22 protein-coding genes are annotated in these 21,807 nt (G+C 36.2%); 2 read left to right on the top strand and 20 right to left on the bottom strand.

The annotated features are described in order from the left end of the window. Positions 1 to 76: 76 nt before the first annotated feature. From BMY14_RS08375 to BMY14_RS08355, 5 genes are all read right to left on the bottom strand, one after another. Entirely contained in the window at positions 77 to 2,518 is a 2,442-nt protein-coding gene (locus BMY14_RS08375; protein WP_091830833.1) for a glycogen/starch/alpha-glucan phosphorylase, read from the bottom strand. Between the two features lie 142 nt (positions 2,519 to 2,660). After that, the gene (gene glgD, locus BMY14_RS08370; protein ID WP_091830831.1) at positions 2,661 to 3,767 is read right to left on the bottom strand and encodes a glucose-1-phosphate adenylyltransferase subunit GlgD; all 1,107 of its coding nucleotides are present in this window, start codon (positions 3,765 to 3,767) and stop codon (positions 2,661 to 2,663) included. A gap of 34 nt (positions 3,768 to 3,801) precedes the next feature. Next, positions 3,802 to 4,959: a glucose-1-phosphate adenylyltransferase gene (locus tag BMY14_RS08365; RefSeq protein WP_019552933.1), complete on the bottom strand. Its 1,158-nt coding sequence runs from the start codon at positions 4,957 to 4,959 to the stop codon at positions 3,802 to 3,804. 202 nt (positions 4,960 to 5,161) lie between these two features. Next, positions 5,162 to 6,142: a M48 family metallopeptidase gene (locus BMY14_RS08360; protein WP_245741324.1), complete on the bottom strand. Its 981-nt coding sequence runs from the start codon at positions 6,140 to 6,142 to the stop codon at positions 5,162 to 5,164. Between the two features lie 261 nt (positions 6,143 to 6,403). After that, complete coding sequence (locus BMY14_RS08355) at positions 6,404 to 7,297, bottom strand: CYTH domain-containing protein (RefSeq protein ID WP_091830827.1); 894 nt, start codon at positions 7,295 to 7,297, stop codon at positions 6,404 to 6,406. Between the two features lie 214 nt (positions 7,298 to 7,511). Here BMY14_RS08355 and BMY14_RS08350 point away from each other — a divergent pair, with 214 nt between their 5' ends. Together BMY14_RS08350 and BMY14_RS08345 are read left to right on the top strand one after the other, a co-directional pair. Then, complete coding sequence (locus BMY14_RS08350; RefSeq protein WP_091830825.1) at positions 7,512 to 8,087, top strand: xanthine phosphoribosyltransferase; 576 nt, start codon at positions 7,512 to 7,514, stop codon at positions 8,085 to 8,087. Positions 8,088 to 8,218: 131 nt separating this feature from the next. Continuing rightward, the gene (locus tag BMY14_RS08345) at positions 8,219 to 8,953 is read left to right on the top strand and encodes a YczE/YyaS/YitT family protein (RefSeq protein WP_091830823.1); all 735 of its coding nucleotides are present in this window, start codon (positions 8,219 to 8,221) and stop codon (positions 8,951 to 8,953) included. A 49-nt stretch (positions 8,954 to 9,002) separates the two neighbouring features. Here the strand turns inward: BMY14_RS08345 and BMY14_RS08340 are convergent, their stop codons facing one another. The 15 genes from BMY14_RS08340 to BMY14_RS08270 all read right to left on the bottom strand — a co-directional run. Further along, positions 9,003 to 9,446 (bottom strand): PTS sugar transporter subunit IIA, encoded by a 444-nt coding sequence (locus tag BMY14_RS08340; RefSeq protein ID WP_218144890.1) that lies wholly within the window; start codon positions 9,444 to 9,446, stop codon positions 9,003 to 9,005. Then, positions 9,430 to 10,839, bottom strand: a complete 1,410-nt coding sequence (locus tag BMY14_RS08335; protein ID WP_091830818.1) for a PTS fructose transporter subunit IIC — start codon at positions 10,837 to 10,839, stop codon at positions 9,430 to 9,432. Before BMY14_RS08335 ends, BMY14_RS08340 begins: the two co-directional genes overlap by 17 nt. Beyond that, positions 10,836 to 11,762 (bottom strand): 1-phosphofructokinase family hexose kinase, encoded by a 927-nt coding sequence (locus BMY14_RS08330; protein WP_091830817.1) that lies wholly within the window; start codon positions 11,760 to 11,762, stop codon positions 10,836 to 10,838. The genes BMY14_RS08335 and BMY14_RS08330 overlap by 4 nt, the downstream gene beginning before the upstream one ends. Positions 11,763 to 11,779: 17 nt before the next feature. Continuing rightward, a complete protein-coding gene (locus BMY14_RS08325) occupies positions 11,780 to 12,637 on the bottom strand; it encodes a tagatose bisphosphate family class II aldolase (RefSeq protein ID WP_091830815.1) in 858 nt (285 codons plus the stop codon). Positions 12,638 to 12,787: 150 nt separating this feature from the next. Further along, entirely contained in the window at positions 12,788 to 13,537 is a 750-nt protein-coding gene (locus tag BMY14_RS08320) for a MurR/RpiR family transcriptional regulator (protein WP_091830813.1), read from the bottom strand. A 157-nt stretch (positions 13,538 to 13,694) separates the two neighbouring features. Then, positions 13,695 to 14,141 (bottom strand): PaaI family thioesterase, encoded by a 447-nt coding sequence (locus BMY14_RS08315; RefSeq protein WP_245741323.1) that lies wholly within the window; start codon positions 14,139 to 14,141, stop codon positions 13,695 to 13,697. A 189-nt stretch (positions 14,142 to 14,330) separates the two neighbouring features. Beyond that, positions 14,331 to 15,296: a type I phosphomannose isomerase catalytic subunit gene (locus tag BMY14_RS08310; RefSeq protein ID WP_091830809.1), complete on the bottom strand. Its 966-nt coding sequence runs from the start codon at positions 15,294 to 15,296 to the stop codon at positions 14,331 to 14,333. A gap of 97 nt (positions 15,297 to 15,393) precedes the next feature. After that, a complete protein-coding gene (locus tag BMY14_RS08305) occupies positions 15,394 to 16,107 on the bottom strand; it encodes a GntR family transcriptional regulator (protein ID WP_019552945.1) in 714 nt (237 codons plus the stop codon). 200 nt (positions 16,108 to 16,307) lie between these two features. Continuing rightward, entirely contained in the window at positions 16,308 to 17,714 is a 1,407-nt protein-coding gene (locus BMY14_RS08300) for a glycoside hydrolase family 1 protein (RefSeq protein WP_245741322.1), read from the bottom strand. A gap of 54 nt (positions 17,715 to 17,768) precedes the next feature. Beyond that, positions 17,769 to 18,443 (bottom strand): SGNH/GDSL hydrolase family protein, encoded by a 675-nt coding sequence (locus BMY14_RS08295; RefSeq protein WP_091830805.1) that lies wholly within the window; start codon positions 18,441 to 18,443, stop codon positions 17,769 to 17,771. Positions 18,444 to 18,486: 43 nt separating this feature from the next. Further along, positions 18,487 to 18,804 (bottom strand): PTS lactose/cellobiose transporter subunit IIA, encoded by a 318-nt coding sequence (locus BMY14_RS08290; RefSeq protein WP_091830803.1) that lies wholly within the window; start codon positions 18,802 to 18,804, stop codon positions 18,487 to 18,489. Between the two features lie 107 nt (positions 18,805 to 18,911). Further along, positions 18,912 to 20,240 (bottom strand): PTS sugar transporter subunit IIC, encoded by a 1,329-nt coding sequence (locus tag BMY14_RS08285; RefSeq protein ID WP_091830802.1) that lies wholly within the window; start codon positions 20,238 to 20,240, stop codon positions 18,912 to 18,914. Positions 20,241 to 20,245: 5 nt separating this feature from the next. Next, entirely contained in the window at positions 20,246 to 20,560 is a 315-nt protein-coding gene (locus BMY14_RS08280) for a PTS sugar transporter subunit IIB (RefSeq protein ID WP_091830800.1), read from the bottom strand. A gap of 200 nt (positions 20,561 to 20,760) precedes the next feature. Further along, positions 20,761 to 21,399, bottom strand: coding sequence for an HAD family hydrolase (locus tag BMY14_RS08275; protein ID WP_091830798.1), 639 nt, complete (start codon positions 21,397 to 21,399; stop codon positions 20,761 to 20,763). Positions 21,400 to 21,551: 152 nt separating this feature from the next. Beyond that, the coding region (locus BMY14_RS08270; protein ID WP_177177524.1) for an ATP-binding protein at positions 21,552 to 21,807 on the bottom strand (256 nt) is incomplete at its 5' end.

The following is a 21,807-nucleotide window of genomic DNA, read 5'->3' as shown; positions in this document are numbered from 1 at the left end:
AATGTCATTCGCTTGCCTGCAAAATTTCTTTTATATAAATCTAATTTCATTTTATTTCCAGCCTAGAAAAATACCTTCATGGAATCAACACAGGATTTATTTTCCAAATATCTCTTGCATACTCTTCAATCGTTCGATCACTGGAGAATTTTCCTGAATGTGCAATATTTATAACACTTGAAGTCAACCACGCCGAACGGTTCTGATATTTTTTTACAATTTCCAGATGAGCTTTCGCATATGCCTCAAAATCTTTCAAGACAAAAAATTCATCATTACTATTTAAAAGATAATCATAGAGATCTCTAAATTCTTCATTTTCATTGACAAAATATCCATTAACCAATTGTTCCAAAACCGTTCGTACACGACTATTATTGTTATAGACATCCCAAACGGAATAACTTCCGCTCGCATAATAGTTTAAAACTTCTTCGGCTCGCAGCCCAAATATTACACAATTTTCAGGTCCTACAGCTTGACTGATTTCAACATTTGCCCCATCAAGCGTCCCGAGTGTAATTGCACCATTCATCATGAATTTCATATTACCTGTACCGGATGCTTCTTTACTGGCAGTAGAAATTTGTTCGCTTATATCAGCAGCTGGGAATAAAATTTCGCCAAGAGATACACCATAATTTTCCATGAAGACAATTTTTATTTTATTATGGATTGATTTATCATTATTTACCAATTCCGCCACCGTATTAATCAATTTAATCGTTTCCTTGGCCACATGATACCCCGGTGCTGCTTTACCCCCAAAAATAAATGTATGCGGCACAATATCAAGTTTTGGATTTTCTTTTAAACGATTATATAGATCCATAATGTGTAATAAATTCATAATCTGGCGTTTATAAGAATGAATCCGTTTAATTTGGATATCAAAAATTGAATTTGGATCGACCACAAGATTGTTATGCTCTTTAATATATTTTGCCAAATCTTGTTTTCGCTTCGACTTAATCTTCTCCACCTGACTTGTAAATGCTTTATCTTTACTATACTTCAATAAATCAATCAATCGTTCCGGTCGTTTATGCCATTTTGTCGAAATGGCATCATCAATTAAAGCGGCCAATTCAGGATTCGCTCCAATCAGCCAGCGCCGATGTGTAATACCATTTGTTTTGTTATTGAATTTTCCCGGATAATACGTATTGAAATCATGCATGGTATGACTTTTTAATATATCAGAATGAATCTGCGCTACCCCGTTGACACTGTGACTGCCAACAACAGCTAAACGTGCCATATGCACTTGCCCATCTTGTAAAATAGATAATTCCTGAATCATATGTTCATCATCATCGTACCGCTCACGAACATCATCCAGTAAGCGACGGTTGATTTCTTCAATAATCATATAGATTCTTGGCAAAAGTGACTTAAACATGTCAATTGGCCATTTTTCCAACGCCTCTGGCAAAATGGTATGATTGGTGTAGGCCATCGTTCCCACTGTAATTTTCCAAGCTTCAGCCCATTCCATATCCGCTTCATCAATAAGTATACGCATGAGTTCAGCTACCCCTACCGCTGGATGTGTATCATTTATATGGATTGCAATATTATCAGCAAAATCAACTAATTTCATGCCTTTTTTCCGATAATGACGAACAATACTCTGCAACCCCGCTGAGACAAAGAAATATTCCTGAATCAATCTAAGTCTGCGTCCTTCATATGAGCTATCATCCGGATACAAATATTTTGTGATCTTTTGGACATTATGTTTATAATGCATTTTAGCCTGTTGCTGCTCATGTGACAATAATCCATAATCAGAGAAATCTTTATTTACTTCGGCATTCCAAAGCCGCAAAGTATTGACTGTTTTATTGCGATACCCAACAATTGGTACATCATAAGGAATGGCCGTAACCGAAGTATAATCTTTATGGATTGCTTTCAATTTTCCATTTTTTTGTTTTTCCATATAGGCATTACCTTCAAATCTGACCTCAATTGCCTTGTCAGTTTTGCGAAACTCCCACGCAAACCCTTCTTTAAGCCAGTTATCTGGTATTTCCACTTGATAATTATTAACAATCTTCTGTTCAAACAGACCATATTTATAACGAATACCACACCCATGGCCAGGAAGACCTAATGCTGCCATCGAATCAATAAAACAGGCTGCCAGCCGCCCTAATCCACCATTACCAAGTCCAGCATCAGGTTCTTCATCTAAAATCACATTTAAATCCATATTTAATTCTTTAAAAGCCTCTTCACAAATTTGTTTAAAATTCATATTAATCAAATTACTATTTAATAAGCGACCAAGTAGAAACTCAATTGAAAAATAATATACCTGTTTTTCTTTATGATCTAAATAATATTTATTGGTCTTGACCCAGTTTTCACTGATATATTGACGTATGACGCGGGAAAGAGACTGATAACTTTCATTTTTCGTAAGATCGGTTAAGTCCTTACCCCACATAGCGTGGGCCGCTTGCGTAAACCTTGTTTTTAATATATCTTTCAACTCTTTATCTTTAATCAAAATACGACAGCTCCCTCACATTCTTTTGTATAGCTTACCGTAGAAACAAGCTAAGCCGCCTCAAATGCATAGCATCCTTGCGCAAACAAAACGTTTGTTTATCACTGGAATACGCTAATACATTTGAGACGGCCTCATCTCCTTAAATAACAACACCTTTTTCAACGATGAGCGGATAATTTGAAGCGCCCTTGAGCCATTTCCCGTGGGTAATAACTACGTTCTTATCACAAATAACATTTTCAATCAACGCATCTTCCTGCAGATCGCATTTTTGCATAACAATACTATTTTTCACATGTACGCCTTTCCCGACTTTTACACCACGAAACAAAATACTGTTCTCGACAGTTCCCTCAACAACACAACCATTGGCAATCAAAGAATTCGTTGCTTTTGCATTCTTCTTATATTGAGCCGGAGCCTCATCTTTCACTTTAGTGTAGACCCGATCCACGTTCATAAAGATTTCCTGCCAAATTTCCGGATTTAATATTTCCATACTTGCTTTATAATAACTGGCTGTTGAATTAATCCTCGCGACATAACCATCATGCTTAAAACCATAAATGGAATAAGAATCATCGACATGCATTAGACCATCAATCAGAAAATTCGTTCCACCATGAGAAAAACACGATTCTACAATATTTGTAAAAATATGTTTATCCATTAAGTAAATTCCCATAGCAACCTTAGCATCTTCATACGTAACCGCCTGAACAGCAATATCCTGAACCAGTCCATTTTCCGCAGTCTTAATGACCGTACCACCTGCTGTATTTTCTGTAGATTCCATATTGTAGACCATCGTAATATCAGCACCTGTATTTTGATGGAAACGCAATACATTATCAAAATTCATATTATAAACAATACGACTTCCGGAAATCAACACATATTTTTGTGAACTATTTTCAATGAAATCCAAATGGCGATAAAAACTTTGTATATTACCATTGCGCAGCCCATTTTCAGCTTCTGCAGGAGGTAAATAAAACAAGCCATCATGTTTACGTGCCAAATCCCAGTCTTTGCCTGAACGAAGATGATCTAAAATAGAACGTGACTTATTTGGCAATAAAATTCCCACTGTATCCATGCCGGAATTCACCATACTTGATAATGAAAAATCAATCAATCGATATCGACCAGCAAATGGAACAGCTGCTAAAGGTCGTTTTGCTGTCATTTCTTTGATTAATTTATCGTTTTCCTGAAGATCAATAATACCCATTACCGTTTTCAATGTTATCCACTCCGATCAAATCATTAAAAAGACATCAACCAACTTGTTTACTGCTATTTTCCGCGAGTACAACTTCACCTTCTGGAACAACGATAACCGAGTTATCTTCTGAAATAATTTTTGCCCCGCTGCCAATTTCACAATTTTGTGCCACAACTGCTTTTTCAATATAAGCATTTTCACCAATGGTTGTAAATGGCATAATAACCGAATTAATAATTTTTGCACCTTTACCAATCTTCACACCATGGAAAATAACTGAGTTTTCCACCTCACCATAAATCATGGCACCCTCACTTACAATAGAACTCGTCACATTGGCTGTAGACGCAATATAATGTGGTGGCAGCGATGGATTCACGGAGTAAACCTTCCATAATGGATCATGTAAATTAAGGGATGGATTTTCTTTCAAAAGATCCATATTCGCTTCCCAAAGGCTGGCTATTGTACCTACATCTTTCCAATATCCATCAAAAGCATAAGAAAAAAGTTTCGCATCGGCTGCTAACATTTTTGGAATAATATTTTTGCCGAAATCATGATTCGATACACTATCTTTTGCATCTTCTTCCAAATAACGTTTCAAGAATTTCCAATTAAAAACATAAATTCCCATCGAAGCAAGATTGCTTTTTGGTTTTGACGGTTTTTCTGCAAACTCAGTAACGCGACCCTTCTTGTCCGTACTCATAATGCCAAAGCGCGGAGCTTCTTCCCACGGTACTTCTATTACACCAATGGTCGCTTCACCTTTATTCATTTTATGCGATTCAATCATCCATGAGTAATCCATCGTATAAATATGATCACCCGACAAAATCAAAACATATTCCGGATTCGTTATTTCGATAAAATTGATATTTTGATAGATTGCATCCGCGGTACCTTTATACCAGTCCGCACCTTTTTCCTGGGCATATGGAGGCAAAATAAACACACCGCCGCCATTTCGGTCAAGATCCCAGGCTCCGCCAGTTCCAAGATAACTATGCAATTCCAATGGACGATATTGTGTAAGTACACCTACTTTGTCAATTCCCGAATTGGAACAATTACTTAAAGGAAAATCGATAATACGATATTTCCCCCCAAACGGTACTGCTGGTTTCGCAATTTTTTTCGTTAGCGCTCCCAGCCGACTTCCTTGACCACCTGCCAAAATCATTGCTAAGCATTCTGTTTTTCTCATAAAAACTCCCCCTGGAATTGTTTTCATACTTTTCTGTTTACAATAACACATAATATATTTATAAACTTGTATATAAAAGCGTTTACACTATCATATACAAACCGTGGACTGATATCATGTTCCTGTATAAACTGTATTACTTATGAGATTTACAATCATCGCTTGCTTACTTAATCGTTCATATTATAAAATAATTCTATATTTAAGTATCTATTCTCCATTTCTTTAATGTTTCTACATATTTTTTTGTCAATTCCTCTAATGTTGTACCCGCAGCCAAAGCATCTTCCGGCATCAGCGTGATAAGCAAGTTATCATCGTAATAAATACTCATGTTGCTGCCATCTGTATCTAAAATATAGTGATCGGCAGAATAATCTGGTTGCCGGGCTATTTGATACAACCGCCCTGCTGTCAAATACGCTCGATAACAAGGTGTCAGCTTTTCCGCACTGATCTTAATTGGCGGTAACGACCAACTACCGTCGACAACCTGTGCCGATGCAGTACTTATATCTTCTATAATTGTTGGATAAATATGTTTTTTTTCTAAGTACTGCTGCATAAGCTTAATTCGCTCTGCAGCTTCCGGATGATCGGAAAACAAATCGCTTTTTACGTCAGGATTCAATTCCGCTAATTTCATTAGACCTATCAATGATCCATACGGATTATAGCCTGCTTTGACAGATTGTTCAAAGCCAAGCTTATCTGCTTCACGTTCATCACTGCGGCTATAACCGGCAGCAATTGCATTAAGTGCAATCATTTCTGCACCAATTTCGCGTCCACCAAAAAGTCCACCCATGAGAACCGCCATTCCTAATGTCTTTTCCAGTTGTGCCATCGAATGACGTTTCACAATATGACCAATCTCATGACCGATAATTCCAGCAAGTTCATCATCGGTCAGCATACAATCTGTTAGTCCTTTATTGATATATACAAATCCCCCTGGTAGTGCCATAGCATTCACCTCATCCACATCAAGAACTTTAAATGTATAAGGTAAATTAGGGCGATCGCTGACTGCAGCAATTCTCCGGCCAATCTTACTAACCCGCTCTTGCAAAACCGGATCATCTACTAATTTATACTGTGTTTCAATCTGTTTCACAGCACTTTGCCCAATCGCAATTTCCTGCTTCGTACTGATGATACCAGCCTGTGCTGCCGATACCATAAAAACATTGAAAAAAAGTATTCCGATAAAAAATCTTTTAAAACTAAAACACTGCCTCAAAAAAGATCATCCTTTCATGCTCAAAAGACTCATATTCAGGCAGTTTTACAGCATATATATAATATATATAATCTTGTTTTAATAAAAATTTTTCTAACAATTTTATATATTTTATATATTCTATGAAAAAAATTTATTCCCTGCTAAAATACATAAGTTTTCACTTTTAAGTTGTATTTTTTTAATTATATAACCAACCTGTTACAAAATCATATTTTTCCAAATCTGTAATAAACTAAACATGTATTTTTGCCTATCATATTTACCTGTTTCATTAAGTTTATTATAGATTTCTTGTAGTTCAATTTCCACTCCTATTATTTGTTGGCGATAAGAAAGCAATCCAGCCAGTATCTTTAAATGCTGTCTGCTATCCACTTGTTTTTCCTCTGTCCATTCTTGAGAAATTAAGTCCAACAATTCATATACATAATAAAGTGGATTTGAACTATCTAAAAAAGAAATCGGTTTTTCTTTTGCTCGCCCCGCCAAAATGAGCCCGCGGAATAATTTGCTTTTTGACTCAATTCGTAAGGGAAACTGCCCTGCTAATTGCGCTCCTAAAGACAGCAGCTCAGCGGCCTTCCCCTTTTTAAGTTCAAGCTCTACCTCTAATATCGGACTTTTTTTATCCGCAACGATAATGCTGCCTTGATCAAGAGCAATTTCGATCCATGTTTCATTTTGTTCAAACAGTAGTGCCTCGCGTTCAAAATCCGTCTGAACAATCCCTTCGAGTACACCTCCATCCAACACTTGTAAAATTTTTTTATGAATATCATTTGCTTGAAAAACACTTAGATCCGGTTTTGATGAATAAACCGGAACATTGATTTCCATGCGAGAATGAAGTCCACCAAGCGATGACCCATCCCCTTTAATCGTAGCAATCCATACATCATTTTCTCGACGGACTCGATATGATAACCTCGCTTTGCTTAGCCGTTCATCTACCGTATCAAAATAATTTGCCCGCAAGTGAATTTTATCCGAATGTTTCACCCCTCGCAAATTTTTTATATACATAACAATCATCGGCCAGACATGTTCATCCATGACTTGCAATTTCAACTCAATTTCTTTGTTCTTATTCATCAAATACACCTTTTTCCATAATATTTACATTAAATTTTTCAATATATGACTCGTTTATATAGATTTTATCACATAATGCAAAAACTCTTCATCTTAACATTTACAACCAGCGAACAAAATGCTAAAATTTTAACAATAGATTTTATACACAAGAGGCTTTGTCCATTTCAGTCATTACAGCCCCTTTTCGTAATATTTTGGAGGTTTATTTTTTATGGAATTATTAAAGCAGCGTATTTTGCAAGAAGGGTTCTCGCTTCCCGGCAATGTTCTAAAGGTCGATTCATTTCTCAATCAACAAATTGATCCGGAATTGTCCTTAAAAATGGGAGAAGAATTCGTCAAACGGTTTCACGACTGCAAAATTGACCGCGTGCTGACTATTGAAGCATCAGGAATTGCTATTGGCCTTACTACCGCATTGAAACTAGGCGTGCCTCTCGTTTTCGCTCGTAAACGCACATCAATTTTGATGACCGAATCAATGTATTCGACAAAAGTGTTTTCTTATACAAAAAAAGAAACAAATACAATTTCTGTTCTCAAAAAGTTTTTACCTGCCGCTGAAAATGTATTGATCATTGATGACTTTCTTGCTAATGGTGACTCCGCTTTAGGACTTGCTAAGATGGTTGAAGAAGCTGGATCAAAAGTAGTCGGCATCGGTATAGCAATTGAAAAATCTTTTCAAATTGGCAAAAGTAAACTCACTGAGGCAGGTTACCGTATTGAATCTTTAGCCCGCATAAAATCCCTTGCGGATTGCAAAATTGAATTTGTTGAGGAATAATCTTTTTTATAAAAACAAACATGTTGATATTTATATATTTCAGTTATATACTATATAAGTAATAAGAAAAACCCACTATTATACGTGGGTTTTTCTTATTTTATACAGTATCGTCAGAAAGGGTTTATACTATGTCATTATTACAGCGTTATGTCTTATTTATTTTTGGTCTTTTCCTTACCTCGTTGGGACTCTGCCTAATCATAAAAGGCGGCCTTGGTACTTCACCAATTTCGAGTCTTCCCTATATTTTAAATCTCAAATATCATCTCTCCTTAGGTACCTTAATGTTTATCTTAAATATTATTCTCATGAGTATACAGCTTCTCATTTTAAAACGAAATTTTGCCTATATCCAGATACTGCAAATTCCGATGAGTTTTATATTTAGTGCATTCATTGATCTGATTATGTTCGTACTAAGCTCCTATGTTCCCGAAATCTATATGCTAAAACTTTTAACCTTGCTGCTTGGCTGCAGCGCACTCGGCTTGGGTGTCGCACTACAAATTATCGGCAACGTTGTCATGCTGCCAGGTGAAGCAACTGTCAATGCAATCGCTACCCATTGGAAATTCGACTTTGGTAAGGTTAAAACCTGCTTTGATATATCTATGGTTATACTCTGCGGAATCTTATCCATTATTTATTTCGCTAGCATTGAGGGTCTTCGTGAAGGAACTGTAATTTCTGCTTTATTAGTAGGTTTCATTGCCAGATTCTGCATCAAACATCTCAGCAGTGTAAATCGTCAAGGTATCTTAGCCTTTCAAACCAATTTACACGCGCAATGCTATACATCACATAATTACCTGCACTTAAAATCAGCAATTCTCATTGTAACATTTTCCGCTTTAGGATTTTAAATAAAACAGAGTGTATAGACAAGTTGAAGCTTGAATATACACTCTGTTTTTATTTTATTTCCTGTAAGATCTGTAAGGCAGTCTTTTTTGTTGTGCATGCCATTAATCGATTGCGAAAAACTGGATCAATGAGTTTACGTGATAACTGCGCAAGCATTTGCAAATGCAGATCAGCCTTATCATTACAGGCAGCAATCATAAAAATGAGATAAACTGGCGTCTTATCTTCGCTGTCATAATCAATTCCATTTTTCGATATAGCAAAAGCCACTCTGGTTTCCTTCACTGCTGTTGTTTGTGCATGTGGAATGGCAATTCCAAAACCAATGCCTGTTGTTGACTGCTCTTCACGTGCCAATATTTCCTGTTGGTATATATTTTTGTCATTTAAAATTCCAGCTTGATCTAGCAAATCTACCAATTTGACAATGGTCTCATGTTTCGATTGTGCTTTAAAATCCAGATAAATCGTATCTTCACGAAATAGTTCCATGCCTTTCGTCTCCTTCACTGTCAATAAGCTTTTCTCTACTAAAGCCATATAAAACCGCACCTATGCCTGAACCGATAAAAATGCTTAAAACCCAGGCAACCGGCTGATCAACTAGTGCAAGAATTAAAAATCCACCATGTGGTGCTGGTACTTGTATTTTAAGTAAATATGTTAAAACAGCTGCAATTGATGACCCTAACATTAGAATTGGAATAACTTTAAGTGGTGATTTCGCTGCAAAAGGAATAGCACCTTCGGTAATATGCGTAAATCCGAGAATATAATTTACTACCCCAGCTGCACGTTCATCTTTCGTAAATCTATTTTTAAATACGGTTGTTGCTATCGCAATTAAAATCGGTGGAGTAATGCAAGCAGCCGATACCCCTGCCATAAAATAATAATTACCTTGACCTAAAAGTAATGTACCTGTAACATAAGCTGCTTTGTTGACTGGACCGCCCATATCGAAAGCACACATACAGCCAATTACAATACCAAGTAAAATCGGACTCGAATTTTGTAAATTTGATAAAAACACCATCATATATTCATTGACTGCTGCAACCGGTCCTGACAGAAAACACATTATTACGCCGACAAACGCAACACTAATCAGTGGTACAACAAAAATTGACTTTAATCCTTCAAATTGTTTTGGCAAACCAGCTAAAGCTTTTACCAACCCAAGCGCAGTATATCCGGCTAAAAATCCTCCAATAATACCACCCAAAAATCCGGACCCGGTAGTTGCAGCAATCGTCCCTGCCACAAATCCGACGATAAGCCCTGGTCGATCTGCTATGGACTGTGCTATATACGCTGTAAGTATCGGAACCATAAGTCCCATCGAGTATCCACCTACCTGCTTCAAAAGAGCTGCCGTTGGATTATATTGTTCCGAATTTGGATCAAAAGAATAAATACCCCATAAAAAAGAAATGGCTATCAATACACCGCCAGCTACAACAAAAGGAATCATATGCGAAACACCATTCATAAGGTGTTTGTAAATCACATGACCAATACTAGGTTTTTCATCAAAAGCACCAATGTGGTGATGCACTTCGATTCCACCTCGTACCGTAACATTTCCACTTACTGCTTCTAAAACCAGCTCTTTAGCTCGTTGAATACCTTGTGCTACCGACACTTCAATAACAGGTTTTCCATTAAATCGTTCCATATCAACTTTTTTATCACAGGCAACTATGATACACTTAGCTTGCTGGATATCATCCCAAGTCAAAGCATCTTCGACGCCAATCGCACCATTTGTCTCAACTTTAATTTCAACATTTAATTCTTTTGCTGCCATTTTTAAAGCTTCGGCTGCCATAAAAGTATGCGCTATTCCAGTTGGACATCCTGTTACGCCTAAAATTTTTTTCATGATAAAGTCCCTACCTTTCGCACCCGTATATTATTTATATATGAATCTACTTTTTTAAAATCCCCCAGAGCATCACTTTCTGCCACATTGGCTCCGACTGCTGCTGATTTTTTTAGTGCTTGCACTATATCCTGTGTTATCAACCACTCACTCAAAAATGCACCTAAAGCAGCATCACCAGCACAAGCAGAACTAATCAATTGCACTGGCTGTGCACTGCACTCATAGATCGTATGCCCATCACTAAAATAAGAACCTTTCTCGCCTAATGTCAAAAGTACATTTTTAACTCCTTTTGTTTTTAAAAAACTCATGACCCTGTTAATATCAGTTTTTGATTGAATCGTAATACCAAATATTTTTTGAACTTCTTCATCATTTGGCTTTATCAGTAATGGTTTATACTTCAATAAATCTTTTAATTTACTTGAACTAATATCTAAAATAACCTCTATACTTTTCTCTTGGCATATATCTAAAATTTTTTCGTAATACTCTTCGCCAATCCCAGCTGGTAAACTACCACTAATCACTAGATATTCACAATCTGTAAGATTTTTTAATTTATCAATAAATTCTACCTGTTTCTCAACTGGTACAAAAGAACCACTGTTAACGAATTTATATTCATCACTGCCATCATTTACAAAAATATTAATTCTCGTTTTATCCTCAACCCAGACTGGTAATACTTGAACTTCACGTTTTTCAAGTTCGTCTATAATATAGTGTCCCGTAAATCCGCCAAAAAATCCAAGTACCGCAGAATTTACGCCAAAATGCTTTAAAACCAGAGTAACATTTATCCCCTTACCATTTGGTGAATACACAGTATTAGCTGTACGATTCACCTGGTTAGGCCGGATAGCATTTCCCATCAAGTTCATATCAATCGCTGGATTTGTTGTCAATGTATAAATCATGGCTATTCACTCCGATTTCAATAACGATTTAAGCTTCCACAAACTTTGATTTTATGTGTTACGACTGCTCTCATAGCTTCTTTACCCGGCGTCATATATTTTCTTGGATCATTTGCCTTTGGATTTTCCAAGAAAAACTTCTTAACTGCATTGGAAAAAGGTATTTTAAGATCTGTTGCTACGTTTACTTTACAAATTCCAAATAAAATAGCCTTTTTCACCAGTTCATCTGGTACATCCGATGCACCATGTAAAACCAGCGGTATATCAATTTGTGCACGAATTTCCTTCAATCGATCAAAATCCAGCTTTGGTTCACCTTTGTATAAACCATGTGCTGTTCCAATCGCAACCGCTAATGAATCAATATTTGTCGCTGCAACAAATTTCACTGCATCGGCGGGATTCGTATAAATACTCTCTCTTTCATCTACTACCAGATCATCTTCAATACCTACTAATTTGCCAAGTTCCGCCTCTACTGTCGTATCATATCGGTGCGCATAAGCTACAACCTCTTTTACTATCGCTATATTTTTTGATAAAATATCTTTCGAAGCATCAATCATGCAAGAGCGAAAACCAATATCAATCGCTTGTTTTATATTTGATATTTCTTCAAAATGATCCAAGTGTATGGCTACTGGCGTTTTTGTATTTCTAGCAGCAACGTTGGCCATCGCCACAACATATTCACCTCTCGCATACTCAATCGTTGATGGTGTTACAGCTATAATAACGGGTGAACCCATTTCTTTTGCTGTATCAACAACCACTTGAAATGTTTCAAGATTGTGAATATTAAAAGCCGGTACCGCGTAATGATTTGTCTGTGCATCCTGGAGCATTTGTCTTGTCGATACAATTGTGTTCATAGTATTTTCTCCCTCGTATCTGTTTTCTTTTATCTAGCTCTATCATAAAAGAAAACAGCATGAAAATCTTTTCGCATTTTGCAAATAGATTTTCATACTGTCCATGGTAAGTCAGATTCAGTTAAGGTAAATATATAAAACACAAACGAATTAGTTTTCTTGCTCTACTAAATAATCAATTAAAATTCTTGCAATAATAAACAAAGGTAATCTGGATGTAACCTCAAATTCTTTTATAGCAATTTTTTCATGCTTATATCCAATAAGATACTTTGAAGAATACTGCAGTAGTGGACTTTTATCTGAGCAACAAATTGTAATAACTTTTGCCCCTGCTAAATAAGCATTTTGTGCAGATTCAACCAATTCTCTTGTTTGACCATTCAATGAAAATATGACAATCAGATTCTCTTGTCGAATGGATTTGGTTAGTTTCACCATAATGTTCGGATCACCAGTTTCAGTTATATTATAATCCAGTAATTCCAATTTCAAACTAAACTCACGAGCCACTTGTTCTGTTAAGCCACGTGAAAATACATATATTTTTTTATCTTTTGCCAATATGATTTCCTTAACAATATCTAAAATATTCGTAAGAGATATTCTTTGTAAAACCTCAGTTGCTTCAATCAAAGACTTATTCATAATTTCATTAATACTCACCAATTCTTTATTCTCACTTGGCACTGTTAATTTATAGCGTAATTCATTAAATCCATTGATTCCACATTTGCGAATCGCTCGTGAGACCGTAGACGGGGAAGAAAACGTCTCAAAGGCAATATCCACAATCGACATATGTGATAAATCGGTCTCATGCTCATTAATAAACTGTACAATCTGTCGTTCCGTCTTGGAAAGATTATCTAGCATAGCACAATCCAGTGTAATAATCATTTATCATAACCTCACTTATCACAAAATTCTATTAAATTTATTATAGTATAAAAGTAAAAATTGCACAAACAGTTGCCCCCACAAGTAACACCAAGCGTTTGACTACATATACTTTATCGAATTTATAATAAGTTAAATCACCTATTATATAGTTTGCTTACTCAGCAAATTTCTCATTAACAAAAAAGGTACCTCGAGCCTTACCATAAATTTTATTGGCTGCATCAACAATATCACATTCAGCCACAATCGTTCGCGCACCATTATGTAAAATCCGGCCAACAGCATAGATCAATTGATCTTCCGGTACAGCTTTCATTAAGTTTATATTAAAATCGAGGGTCACAACTTTTTTATTCACACTCAAACAAGCCGCCCCCATAGCCGTATCCGCTACTGACATTAACGCCCCGCCATGGGCGATTTTATAAACATTTGTACATTCATGATGAATCTGCATTGATAACTGTACTTTGCCAAATTCCACCGATTCTACTTTGATACCTAAATATTGGACAAATGGATTATCCTGATAAAATGACAATAACAACATCTCTACTCGTTTTAACGTTTCTTCCATAATTCCACTCACTTTCAAATACATTACTATATTGCATCTAGCCTAGTAGGCTGCCAGGAACGGGATATAGGGTCGTTTGCTTCCTGCGTAATAAAACATTGAATGCAACTTATATATATAATAGCTTGTTTCGTTCTCAAATATTGCATTTTCGAAAAAATAAGGTTACTGCAAAAACACATTTGCAATAACCTTATTTTTTATTGGATAGATTTACACCATACTTAAAATGAATTCGCCCTCACCGTGTAAACTATAGTTCCCCATACCCGCGGGAATAAATGCACTTTCACCTTTGTTCAATATCATTTTACCTTCTCCATATGAAAGAGCCAATTCACCTTCTAATACGAGAATAGAATGAAACGTATCTGTATCTGCATTCAAATTGCATTGACGTATAAGATCAAAATGATACACTGTAAAATATTCGCACTGTGCTAATAATTTCATATCATAATCAGCAAAAAAATGCATTTCTGCTTCAGGAGCCGTAGGTTTTGTTGGACGACTCAGCTTCGTTACATCAAGTGCTTTTTGAACATGTAAATCACGCGGCTTACCATCTTTACCCAAACGTCCATAATCGTAAATACGATAGGTTGTATTCGAATTTTGTTGTATCTCTGCCGTTAAAATACCTTTCCCTATAGCATGCAGCGTACCAGCATCGATAAAAAATACATCCCCTTTTTTGACTGGTACATTATTGCACACTTCTAACAACGTGTTATTTTCAATACGCTGTTTAAATTCTTCCTTTGATATTTCATGTTTGAACCCATATAAAAGTTCCGCTCCTGGTTCACAATCAACGATATACCACATTTCCGTCTTGCCATATTCACCTTCAACGCGAAGTGCATATTCATTTTCCGGATGAACTTGCACCGATAAATTATCTTTTGCATCAATCAATTTAATAAGCAATGGAAAATAGGTAAAACGCTCCGCATTACTGCCTAAAATTTTTTTACCTTGCTGCTCAATATAGTCAGTTAAAGTCATACCAGAAGCTGCCCCATTTGCGATCAGACTCTGCCCATCTTTATGACAAGAAAGCTCCCAGCTTTCTGCAACTTTTTCAAGTTCGGATTTTTGGTTGTATTTTGTTTTTAAAGCAGTACCGCCCCAAATATAATCTTTGAGTGGTGCTATGAGTTTTAATGGATATAACATACTTTTATTGCTCCTTTTACTGTATTATATATTTTCTTTTCTATTTACTTATTATACTAAAAATAGTTAAGCTTTTGGGAAAGTATCGCTGAAGATTTTACTGCCGAATGCTAACCGACTTAAAAACAATCTGATCACTGCGATGATGTGAAATGGAATATTCAAAGGCACGTCCATCATCTAAAAAAGCAATCTGTTCTACTTCTAAAAGAGGGAATGAGTCCCTAACCTTTAAATGCTCTATTTCCAAGGCATTCGGTGAAATAGCTCGAATCGAGCGATGTGCCGACTGGATTTTAAGCTTCAATTGATGCTGAATATAAAAATAAATGGATTTTAACAAAACATCTTTTTTAATTCCTGGAATCAAATTGATCGGCATTTTTGTATATTCGATTACAATTGGCATCCCATCAGCAAAACGAACTCGAATAATATCATAAACAAAATCATCCGTCGCGATTTGCAGCTTAGCGGCAATTTCTTTATCAGGATGTACAACATCAAACTTAATAATTTCAGTCCGAAGTGTTTTCCCTTTGTTAGTTTCTGTAAAGCCTGTAAATTGTCTAGCCATGCTCAGATCCTTTGCATCTTCATCATCAATGGACTTAACAAAAGTACCTGCTCCACGTCGTTTAATAACAAGACCTAGTTTGACCAGTTCATCCACTGCTTTTTTTATGGTGATACGGCTTACATTATACTGTGCGCACATTTCTTTTTCGAGTGGAAGCTGCACCCCCGACAAATATTGTCCTGCTAAAATGTTTTTTCTTATATCGTTAGCAATCTCTTGATATTTTATCATCGAACTTTCTCCTTTGTTCGTACATATTCTTATTATATCATGATCTCGTCTAACTTAAAATTAGAACTACTCTTATATATAAAAAAGTATATCTTAGCAGCAAAAAAAACAAGGCTTATCTTTTTACATTTTTCAGTTATGTTTCGAAGAAACACTGCTGATAAAACATGTACAAGACAGCCTTGTTTTATATTTATTTATTAAAATCCATTTTCCTTCGCTACGTTTTTAATCCAATAGCCTGATTTTTTTATTGTTTTTATTTGAGTTATCAGATCAACTGCTATATAACCGTAACGATTTTTATAAGCATTTGACCATGACCAGCAATCAATCGCTGTCCAAGCATGAAAACCAAAGCAATTTGCCCCATCTTGAATCGCTTTATACAGATAACGTAAGTGTTCTTCATAAAAATCAATACGGTAAACATCTTCGATTAAACCATCCGCATTACGGTACTTTTCTTCCCCCTCAACGCCCATTCCATTTTCTGATATATACCAGTGAATATTATTATAGTTATCTCGAATATTGATTGCTATATCATACATCGCCTGTGGGTATATTTCCCAACCACGATAAGGATTCATTCGACGATTCGGGAGTTCATAGTCATCAAAGTACTTATCTGGCATCCAGCTTTTTGTCTTGTCCCAGACAGCCCCTTTGCTTTTAGCCCGCCGTGGCTGATAATAATTGACGCCCAAAAAATCAACTGTATTATTTTTTATAATCGCCAGTTCCTCAGCCGTAGATTCCCATAATACACCATCTTTTCGTAATGTTTGAACCAGTGATGGTGTAAATTCACCCTTTACCACTGGATCCAGAAAAGATTTATTAAAAAAATCTTCGACAAAAGCAGCGGCTTTTATATCGTCCTCGGCTTGTGACCGCGGATAAGAAGGTGTTAAATTCAAAACAACACCAATTTCACCGCCTTGTTTTGCACATTTTGACTGTTTAAATGCCGCCACAACTTTAGCCGAAGCCAAATTTAAATTGTATAATACCTGAACGGCTTTTTTACCATCCACAATATTGGGATAGTGAAATTTATACAAATATTGACCTTCCACGATAACCATTGGTTCATTAAAGGTAATCCAATGTTTTACCCTGTCACCAAAAAGTGCAAAGCATTTTTCGGCGAATAAAACAAATAGGTCAAGCACATGTTTGGATTCCCAGCCGCCATATTTATCATACAATTCAACCGGCAAATCAAAATGCTGCAAATTCATTACAGGAATAATCTTATTTTTAAGAAATTCGTCAATCACCTGATTGTAAAAAGCAACGGCTTCTGTATCAACTTCCGCCGTCTCAAAGTCTTTAATTAATCGTGTCCATTGAATCGATGTCCGAATTGAATTCAGTCCAATATCAGCCATCATTTTTATATCCTCTTTATAACTATTGTAAAAATTGGATGCAACATTTGGTCCAACCCCATTAAAAAATGCATTTTTTTCAATATCAAACCAATGATCAAAAACATTTGCATGCTTTTTATTAAAACGTCCCTCTGTCTGTGGACCTGAGGTCGCTGCCCCCCACCAAAAATTTTTTGGGAACTTATATTTTATACTCAAAATTGCCACCTCTATTTTTTTGTCTATCGTTATTTGATACAATGATGCATCTTTTCTAATAAATTACAATTGTTTTACATATTTTTGCAAAACGGGCTGAATGATTTGTGTTAATCGTCTATATCCACCATCACTCAAGTGTAATCCATCAATTGTATATGCGGGAATGATTGAATTTGCCTCTTCATTGAAAAACGCTGCACAAGTCGGAACTAAAATCAAGTCAGGAAAAAGCTGTGCCAAATTTTTATACTCTTCATTTAATAAGGCTATCATTTTATTGGATCGCATCTTTTTCCCCACAAACGCTCCTTGTCGTTTTTCATCGCAGGGCAAGGTTTCTAATAATAAAATTTTTGTATTTGGTAAATTACCCCATATTAAATCAAGTAAAACTCGCACATTACAACCAACATCACGAGGACTTCGCATATTAGTATTGCCAAAATCATTCGTCCCCACCATTAAAACAATAAGCTGGGGATGATATTTGATTACCGCTTCATCGCAAATCCAACGTAATGATTCGGATGTAGCTCCGGCAATACCTGAATTATACTTTACGGAGATTTCCGGATAATATTTTTCGATATTATACCATTGGGTAATGGAATCACCAAAAAACAAAACACCATGCGGTTTCGATTTTTTATTATCAGCAATAATCCTGAGAATTGTTTGAATCATATATTCCCGCAGCTGATAGAAATTCGGATTATAAATCATCTCTTCACGCATGACATGCTCACCTCCCTTAATCCATATTAACGAAGTCTAAACCTTATTTTTCTAATTTCTCATACATTTGTACCATAAGCAATCCCATATCGCGGACAGTCAAAGCATTCATAAAATGATCTTGTGCATGAATCAAGAGAATTGATTTTTCTACCGGTTCTCCATCACATTCTGCTGCCATAAGTGCTGTTTGAATTTCATGTGCTTTACCGATTTCTTTACCAGCTGCTGTGATAGCAGCTTTCGCCTTGACAACATCATTATCTTCCAATAGTTTTTTCACTGCTTCCAAAACCATGGAACGACCTGTACCAGCATATAAAATTAACTGCATGGACTGTTCTACTATTTTTTCATCCATTCATCTTTCCTCCAAATTCATAAATAACCATTTTCAAGTTCATACTTAACCTAACCACAAAAACAAGATGCAACTCTACATTGTTAGCCGTCTGCAACGGACTTTATTTATTCCTCTTCATAACCATCTTTAATCTTGTTCGAAGCTATGACAAACGGTGCATATATTATGATATCTACCACTAACCAGACTATTTGTAAAAGTCCACCAGCTAGAGAACCTGTACCGATCATGCCACCAAAAAACAGAGGCATTGTCCATGGAACCACAAAGCGGAAAATCGGCACCAGACCACCTGAAATAACCAGCCAACCAATTATCGTATTTGCTAACGGTGCCAAAATATACGGTATCAATAAAATTGGATTGAGCACTATTGGCAAACCAAAGGCCAGTGGTTCTTGAATATTGAATAACATGGCTGGTACACCAAGTTTGGCAACAGCCCGCCAACTTTCTTTTTTGGAAAAAAGGAAAATAGCAATGACCAAACCCATAATGTGCATTAAACCAGCTTCAAAAAAGCCATTACTAAAAATATAAGCAGCTGTCCCATCTTGATTGGCCAGTTGTGCTGGCATATAAACCATATTCTGCACAGCGGCTGTAACATTATGACCATGAATACCAAACCACCAAAAGAACCAAACTACAAACTGATACAAAAGCGAGAAACCAAGCCCCTGTGAAAAACCCATCAGTGGAGCTTGAATAATTTGATAAATAAGATCGTTTAACGGCTTCAATCCCAGCCAGGTTAAAGTTGCAGTAAAAATTGTGAAAACACTGAGTGTTATAAATACTGGCACTAAAACTTCAAATGACTTTGCAACTGCCGGTGGTACTGTATCCGGCATCTTGATACACATTTTCTTATTTTTAGATAGCTTCACAAAAATCCAAGAAGCAACCGTAGCTACGATCAGCGCAGAAAGAACTGCCCGATTACCAAAATAATCCAGACTGAATCCACCAATCTTGTCACCAGCCTTACCGATGATTTGCTGTGGTGTAACAATAATAAAAGCTCCAAGTGCTGTCAATGCTGTTGAGAATTTATCTCCACCCCATATCCCAGCAAGGCGATAAGAAAATGCCGCTACCAGCAAAAATGAAAACATTCCAAAACCAACGGTTACAACATTATTACAAAGCCCCTGCAATGATTGCATTGCTGCGACAAAATCAGAAACCTTGTACGCATCACCTGTAAGACCACCGGATAAAGCATAACCAAAATTCAAACCATTTGGTCCCATGACCGTACCCCACGGATCAAGAATAACCCATTCCATAATACCAAAAAACGAACCAACAATAATAAATGGCAGTAACATAGAAAATGCGTCTCGCATAGCTAACAAATATTTATTACTCGAAATCTTTGCTGCGACCGGCATCATGATTTTTTCAAATGATGAAATTACAGAACCCATTATTTTTATTCCCCCTTATTATTTTGAACCATCTTCAATGCTTTTTCCAGAACCTTATCACCGCGAATCATTCCATAGTCGCGCATATCAATTACTTCGACTGGACATTTATCCGCAACGACTTTTTTGACATCATTAAACATATGGCGAATTTGCGGTCCCAACAGAATAACATCGGCGCTATCTATCTTTTCATCCAATATTTCGACTGAAAAAGCTTCAATATTCACATCAATCTGTTGAGTTTTTGCTGCATCCTGCATTTTTTTGACTAAAATAGATGTTGACATTCCGGCGTTACAAACTAAATAGATATTCATAGTCCTACCTCCTGATTTTTATTGGTTCAGCTTGTTTTTCTTTCTTCCTACAAAAATTATACTTCTAAGCATTTCTTTTGTCAATAAAAGATATATCTTTTATTGACAAAAGAAATGCTTAGAAAAAAATAAAAACAAGTCAAGTATATTTTATACGTGACCTGTTTTTATTGTAAATTTAAAAATATTTTATTTTCGGACTACAATACGCTGACATCAATATCGGAAATTTTTGCTACAATTTGATCTGCCTGTGATAAATTTTGCTTACCAGAATTTTTATTTTGAAAAGCAATACAAAACATCTTCGCGGCTTTTGCAGCCTGTACACCTAAACTGGCATCTTCCAAGACCACACAATCCACGGGGTTTACACCAAGCTGCTTAGCTGTGAGTAAATAAATAGTTGGGTCCGGCTTACTTTGCGGTAACGATTCACCACTCATGATTATATCAAATTGATTGGAAAGTTGAAATTTTTCTACAACCGCATCAATAACTGGAAAAGCAGAAGATGATGCAATCGCTAGAGGAATTTCCCTCACCTTCAAGGCTGACAGTAAATCAAGAATTCCCGGAATTGGCACCAAATTCATTTCGCGAATTCCTTTAATAATATACTGATCTTTATAGGCTACCATTTCATCAATGGATAACTGTAAATTTCGTTCTTCGACTATTTTATTAAAAAGAAATGCTGTAGTCGTTCCTGCATACTGCTCAAGGTTTTCCGGTTCAAAAGAAACTTTGAAATATGATAACGTTTTTAAAATCCCTTCATTATGTAAAGGCTCACTATCAATAATAACCCCATCCATATCAAAAATAAATGCTTTCATTTACAATCAACCTCATTTCGGTACTTTTAAACTTAGCTTACCATATTTATCATCACTTGCCAAATGTACATGCCAATATGCAATGTGTATTTTGCAAGTGAAAATTCCTCACTTTTGCAAAAGTTTTTCCTCACCTATATGGGTGGGGAATTTTATCCATCTTGCCGCATAAGCGAATCGCGCATGCGGTTGCTAGGGCCATCGTAAAGCAAGAGATAACTATGGTGTACCAGCCGATCAATTATGGCTGCGGTCATTTGTTCATCATAAAAAATACTCACCCAGCGGCTGAACTCAAGATTGGTTGTCAAAACAACGTTCCTGCGCTCATAGCTGTCGGAAATAACTTGAAACAGCAATTGTGCAGCTTCTCTGTCCAATGGCACATAACCCCATTCATCACAGATT

Origin of the sequence: Propionispira arboris (genome assembly GCF_900109225.1) — a bacterium.
GTDB lineage: Bacteria > Bacillota > Negativicutes > Selenomonadales > Selenomonadaceae > Propionispira > Propionispira arboris.
This window is presented reverse-complemented; position numbering and strand designations above follow the sequence as displayed.

Bases quoted from the DNA above. Each gene is read 5' to 3' on its own strand.
- BMY14_RS08365 (WP_019552933.1), bottom strand. From the start codon at position 4,959: ATGAGAAAAACAGAATGCTTAGCAATGATTTTGGCAGGTGGTCAAGGA.
- BMY14_RS08360 (WP_245741324.1), bottom strand. From the start codon at position 6,142: ATGGTATCGGCAGCACAGGCTGGTATCATCAGTACGAAGCAGGAAATT.
- BMY14_RS08355 (WP_091830827.1), bottom strand. From the start codon at position 7,297: ATGAATAAGAACAAAGAAATTGAGTTGAAATTGCAAGTCATGGATGAA.
- BMY14_RS08350 (WP_091830825.1), top strand. From the start codon at position 7,512: ATGGAATTATTAAAGCAGCGTATTTTGCAAGAAGGGTTCTCGCTTCCC.
- BMY14_RS08345 (WP_091830823.1), top strand. From the start codon at position 8,219: ATGTCATTATTACAGCGTTATGTCTTATTTATTTTTGGTCTTTTCCTT.
- BMY14_RS08340 (WP_218144890.1), bottom strand. From the start codon at position 9,446: ATGGAACTATTTCGTGAAGATACGATTTATCTGGATTTTAAAGCACAA.
- BMY14_RS08335 (WP_091830818.1), bottom strand. From the start codon at position 10,839: ATGAAAAAAATTTTAGGCGTAACAGGATGTCCAACTGGAATAGCGCAT.
- BMY14_RS08330 (WP_091830817.1), bottom strand. From the start codon at position 11,762: ATGATTTATACATTGACAACAAATCCAGCGATTGATATGAACTTGATG.
- BMY14_RS08325 (WP_091830815.1), bottom strand. From the start codon at position 12,637: ATGAACACAATTGTATCGACAAGACAAATGCTCCAGGATGCACAGACA.
- BMY14_RS08320 (WP_091830813.1), bottom strand. From the start codon at position 13,537: ATGATTATTACACTGGATTGTGCTATGCTAGATAATCTTTCCAAGACG.
- BMY14_RS08315 (WP_245741323.1), bottom strand. From the start codon at position 14,141: ATGTATTTGAAAGTGAGTGGAATTATGGAAGAAACGTTAAAACGAGTA.
- BMY14_RS08310 (WP_091830809.1), bottom strand. From the start codon at position 15,296: ATGTTATATCCATTAAAACTCATAGCACCACTCAAAGATTATATTTGG.
- BMY14_RS08305 (WP_019552945.1), bottom strand. From the start codon at position 16,107: ATGATAAAATATCAAGAGATTGCTAACGATATAAGAAAAAACATTTTA.
- BMY14_RS08295 (WP_091830805.1), bottom strand. From the start codon at position 18,443: ATGCGTGAAGAGATGATTTATAATCCGAATTTCTATCAGCTGCGGGAA.
- BMY14_RS08290 (WP_091830803.1), bottom strand. From the start codon at position 18,804: ATGGATGAAAAAATAGTAGAACAGTCCATGCAGTTAATTTTATATGCT.
- BMY14_RS08285 (WP_091830802.1), bottom strand. From the start codon at position 20,240: ATGGGTTCTGTAATTTCATCATTTGAAAAAATCATGATGCCGGTCGCA.
- BMY14_RS08280 (WP_091830800.1), bottom strand. From the start codon at position 20,560: ATGAATATCTATTTAGTTTGTAACGCCGGAATGTCAACATCTATTTTA.
- BMY14_RS08275 (WP_091830798.1), bottom strand. From the start codon at position 21,399: ATGAAAGCATTTATTTTTGATATGGATGGGGTTATTATTGATAGTGAG.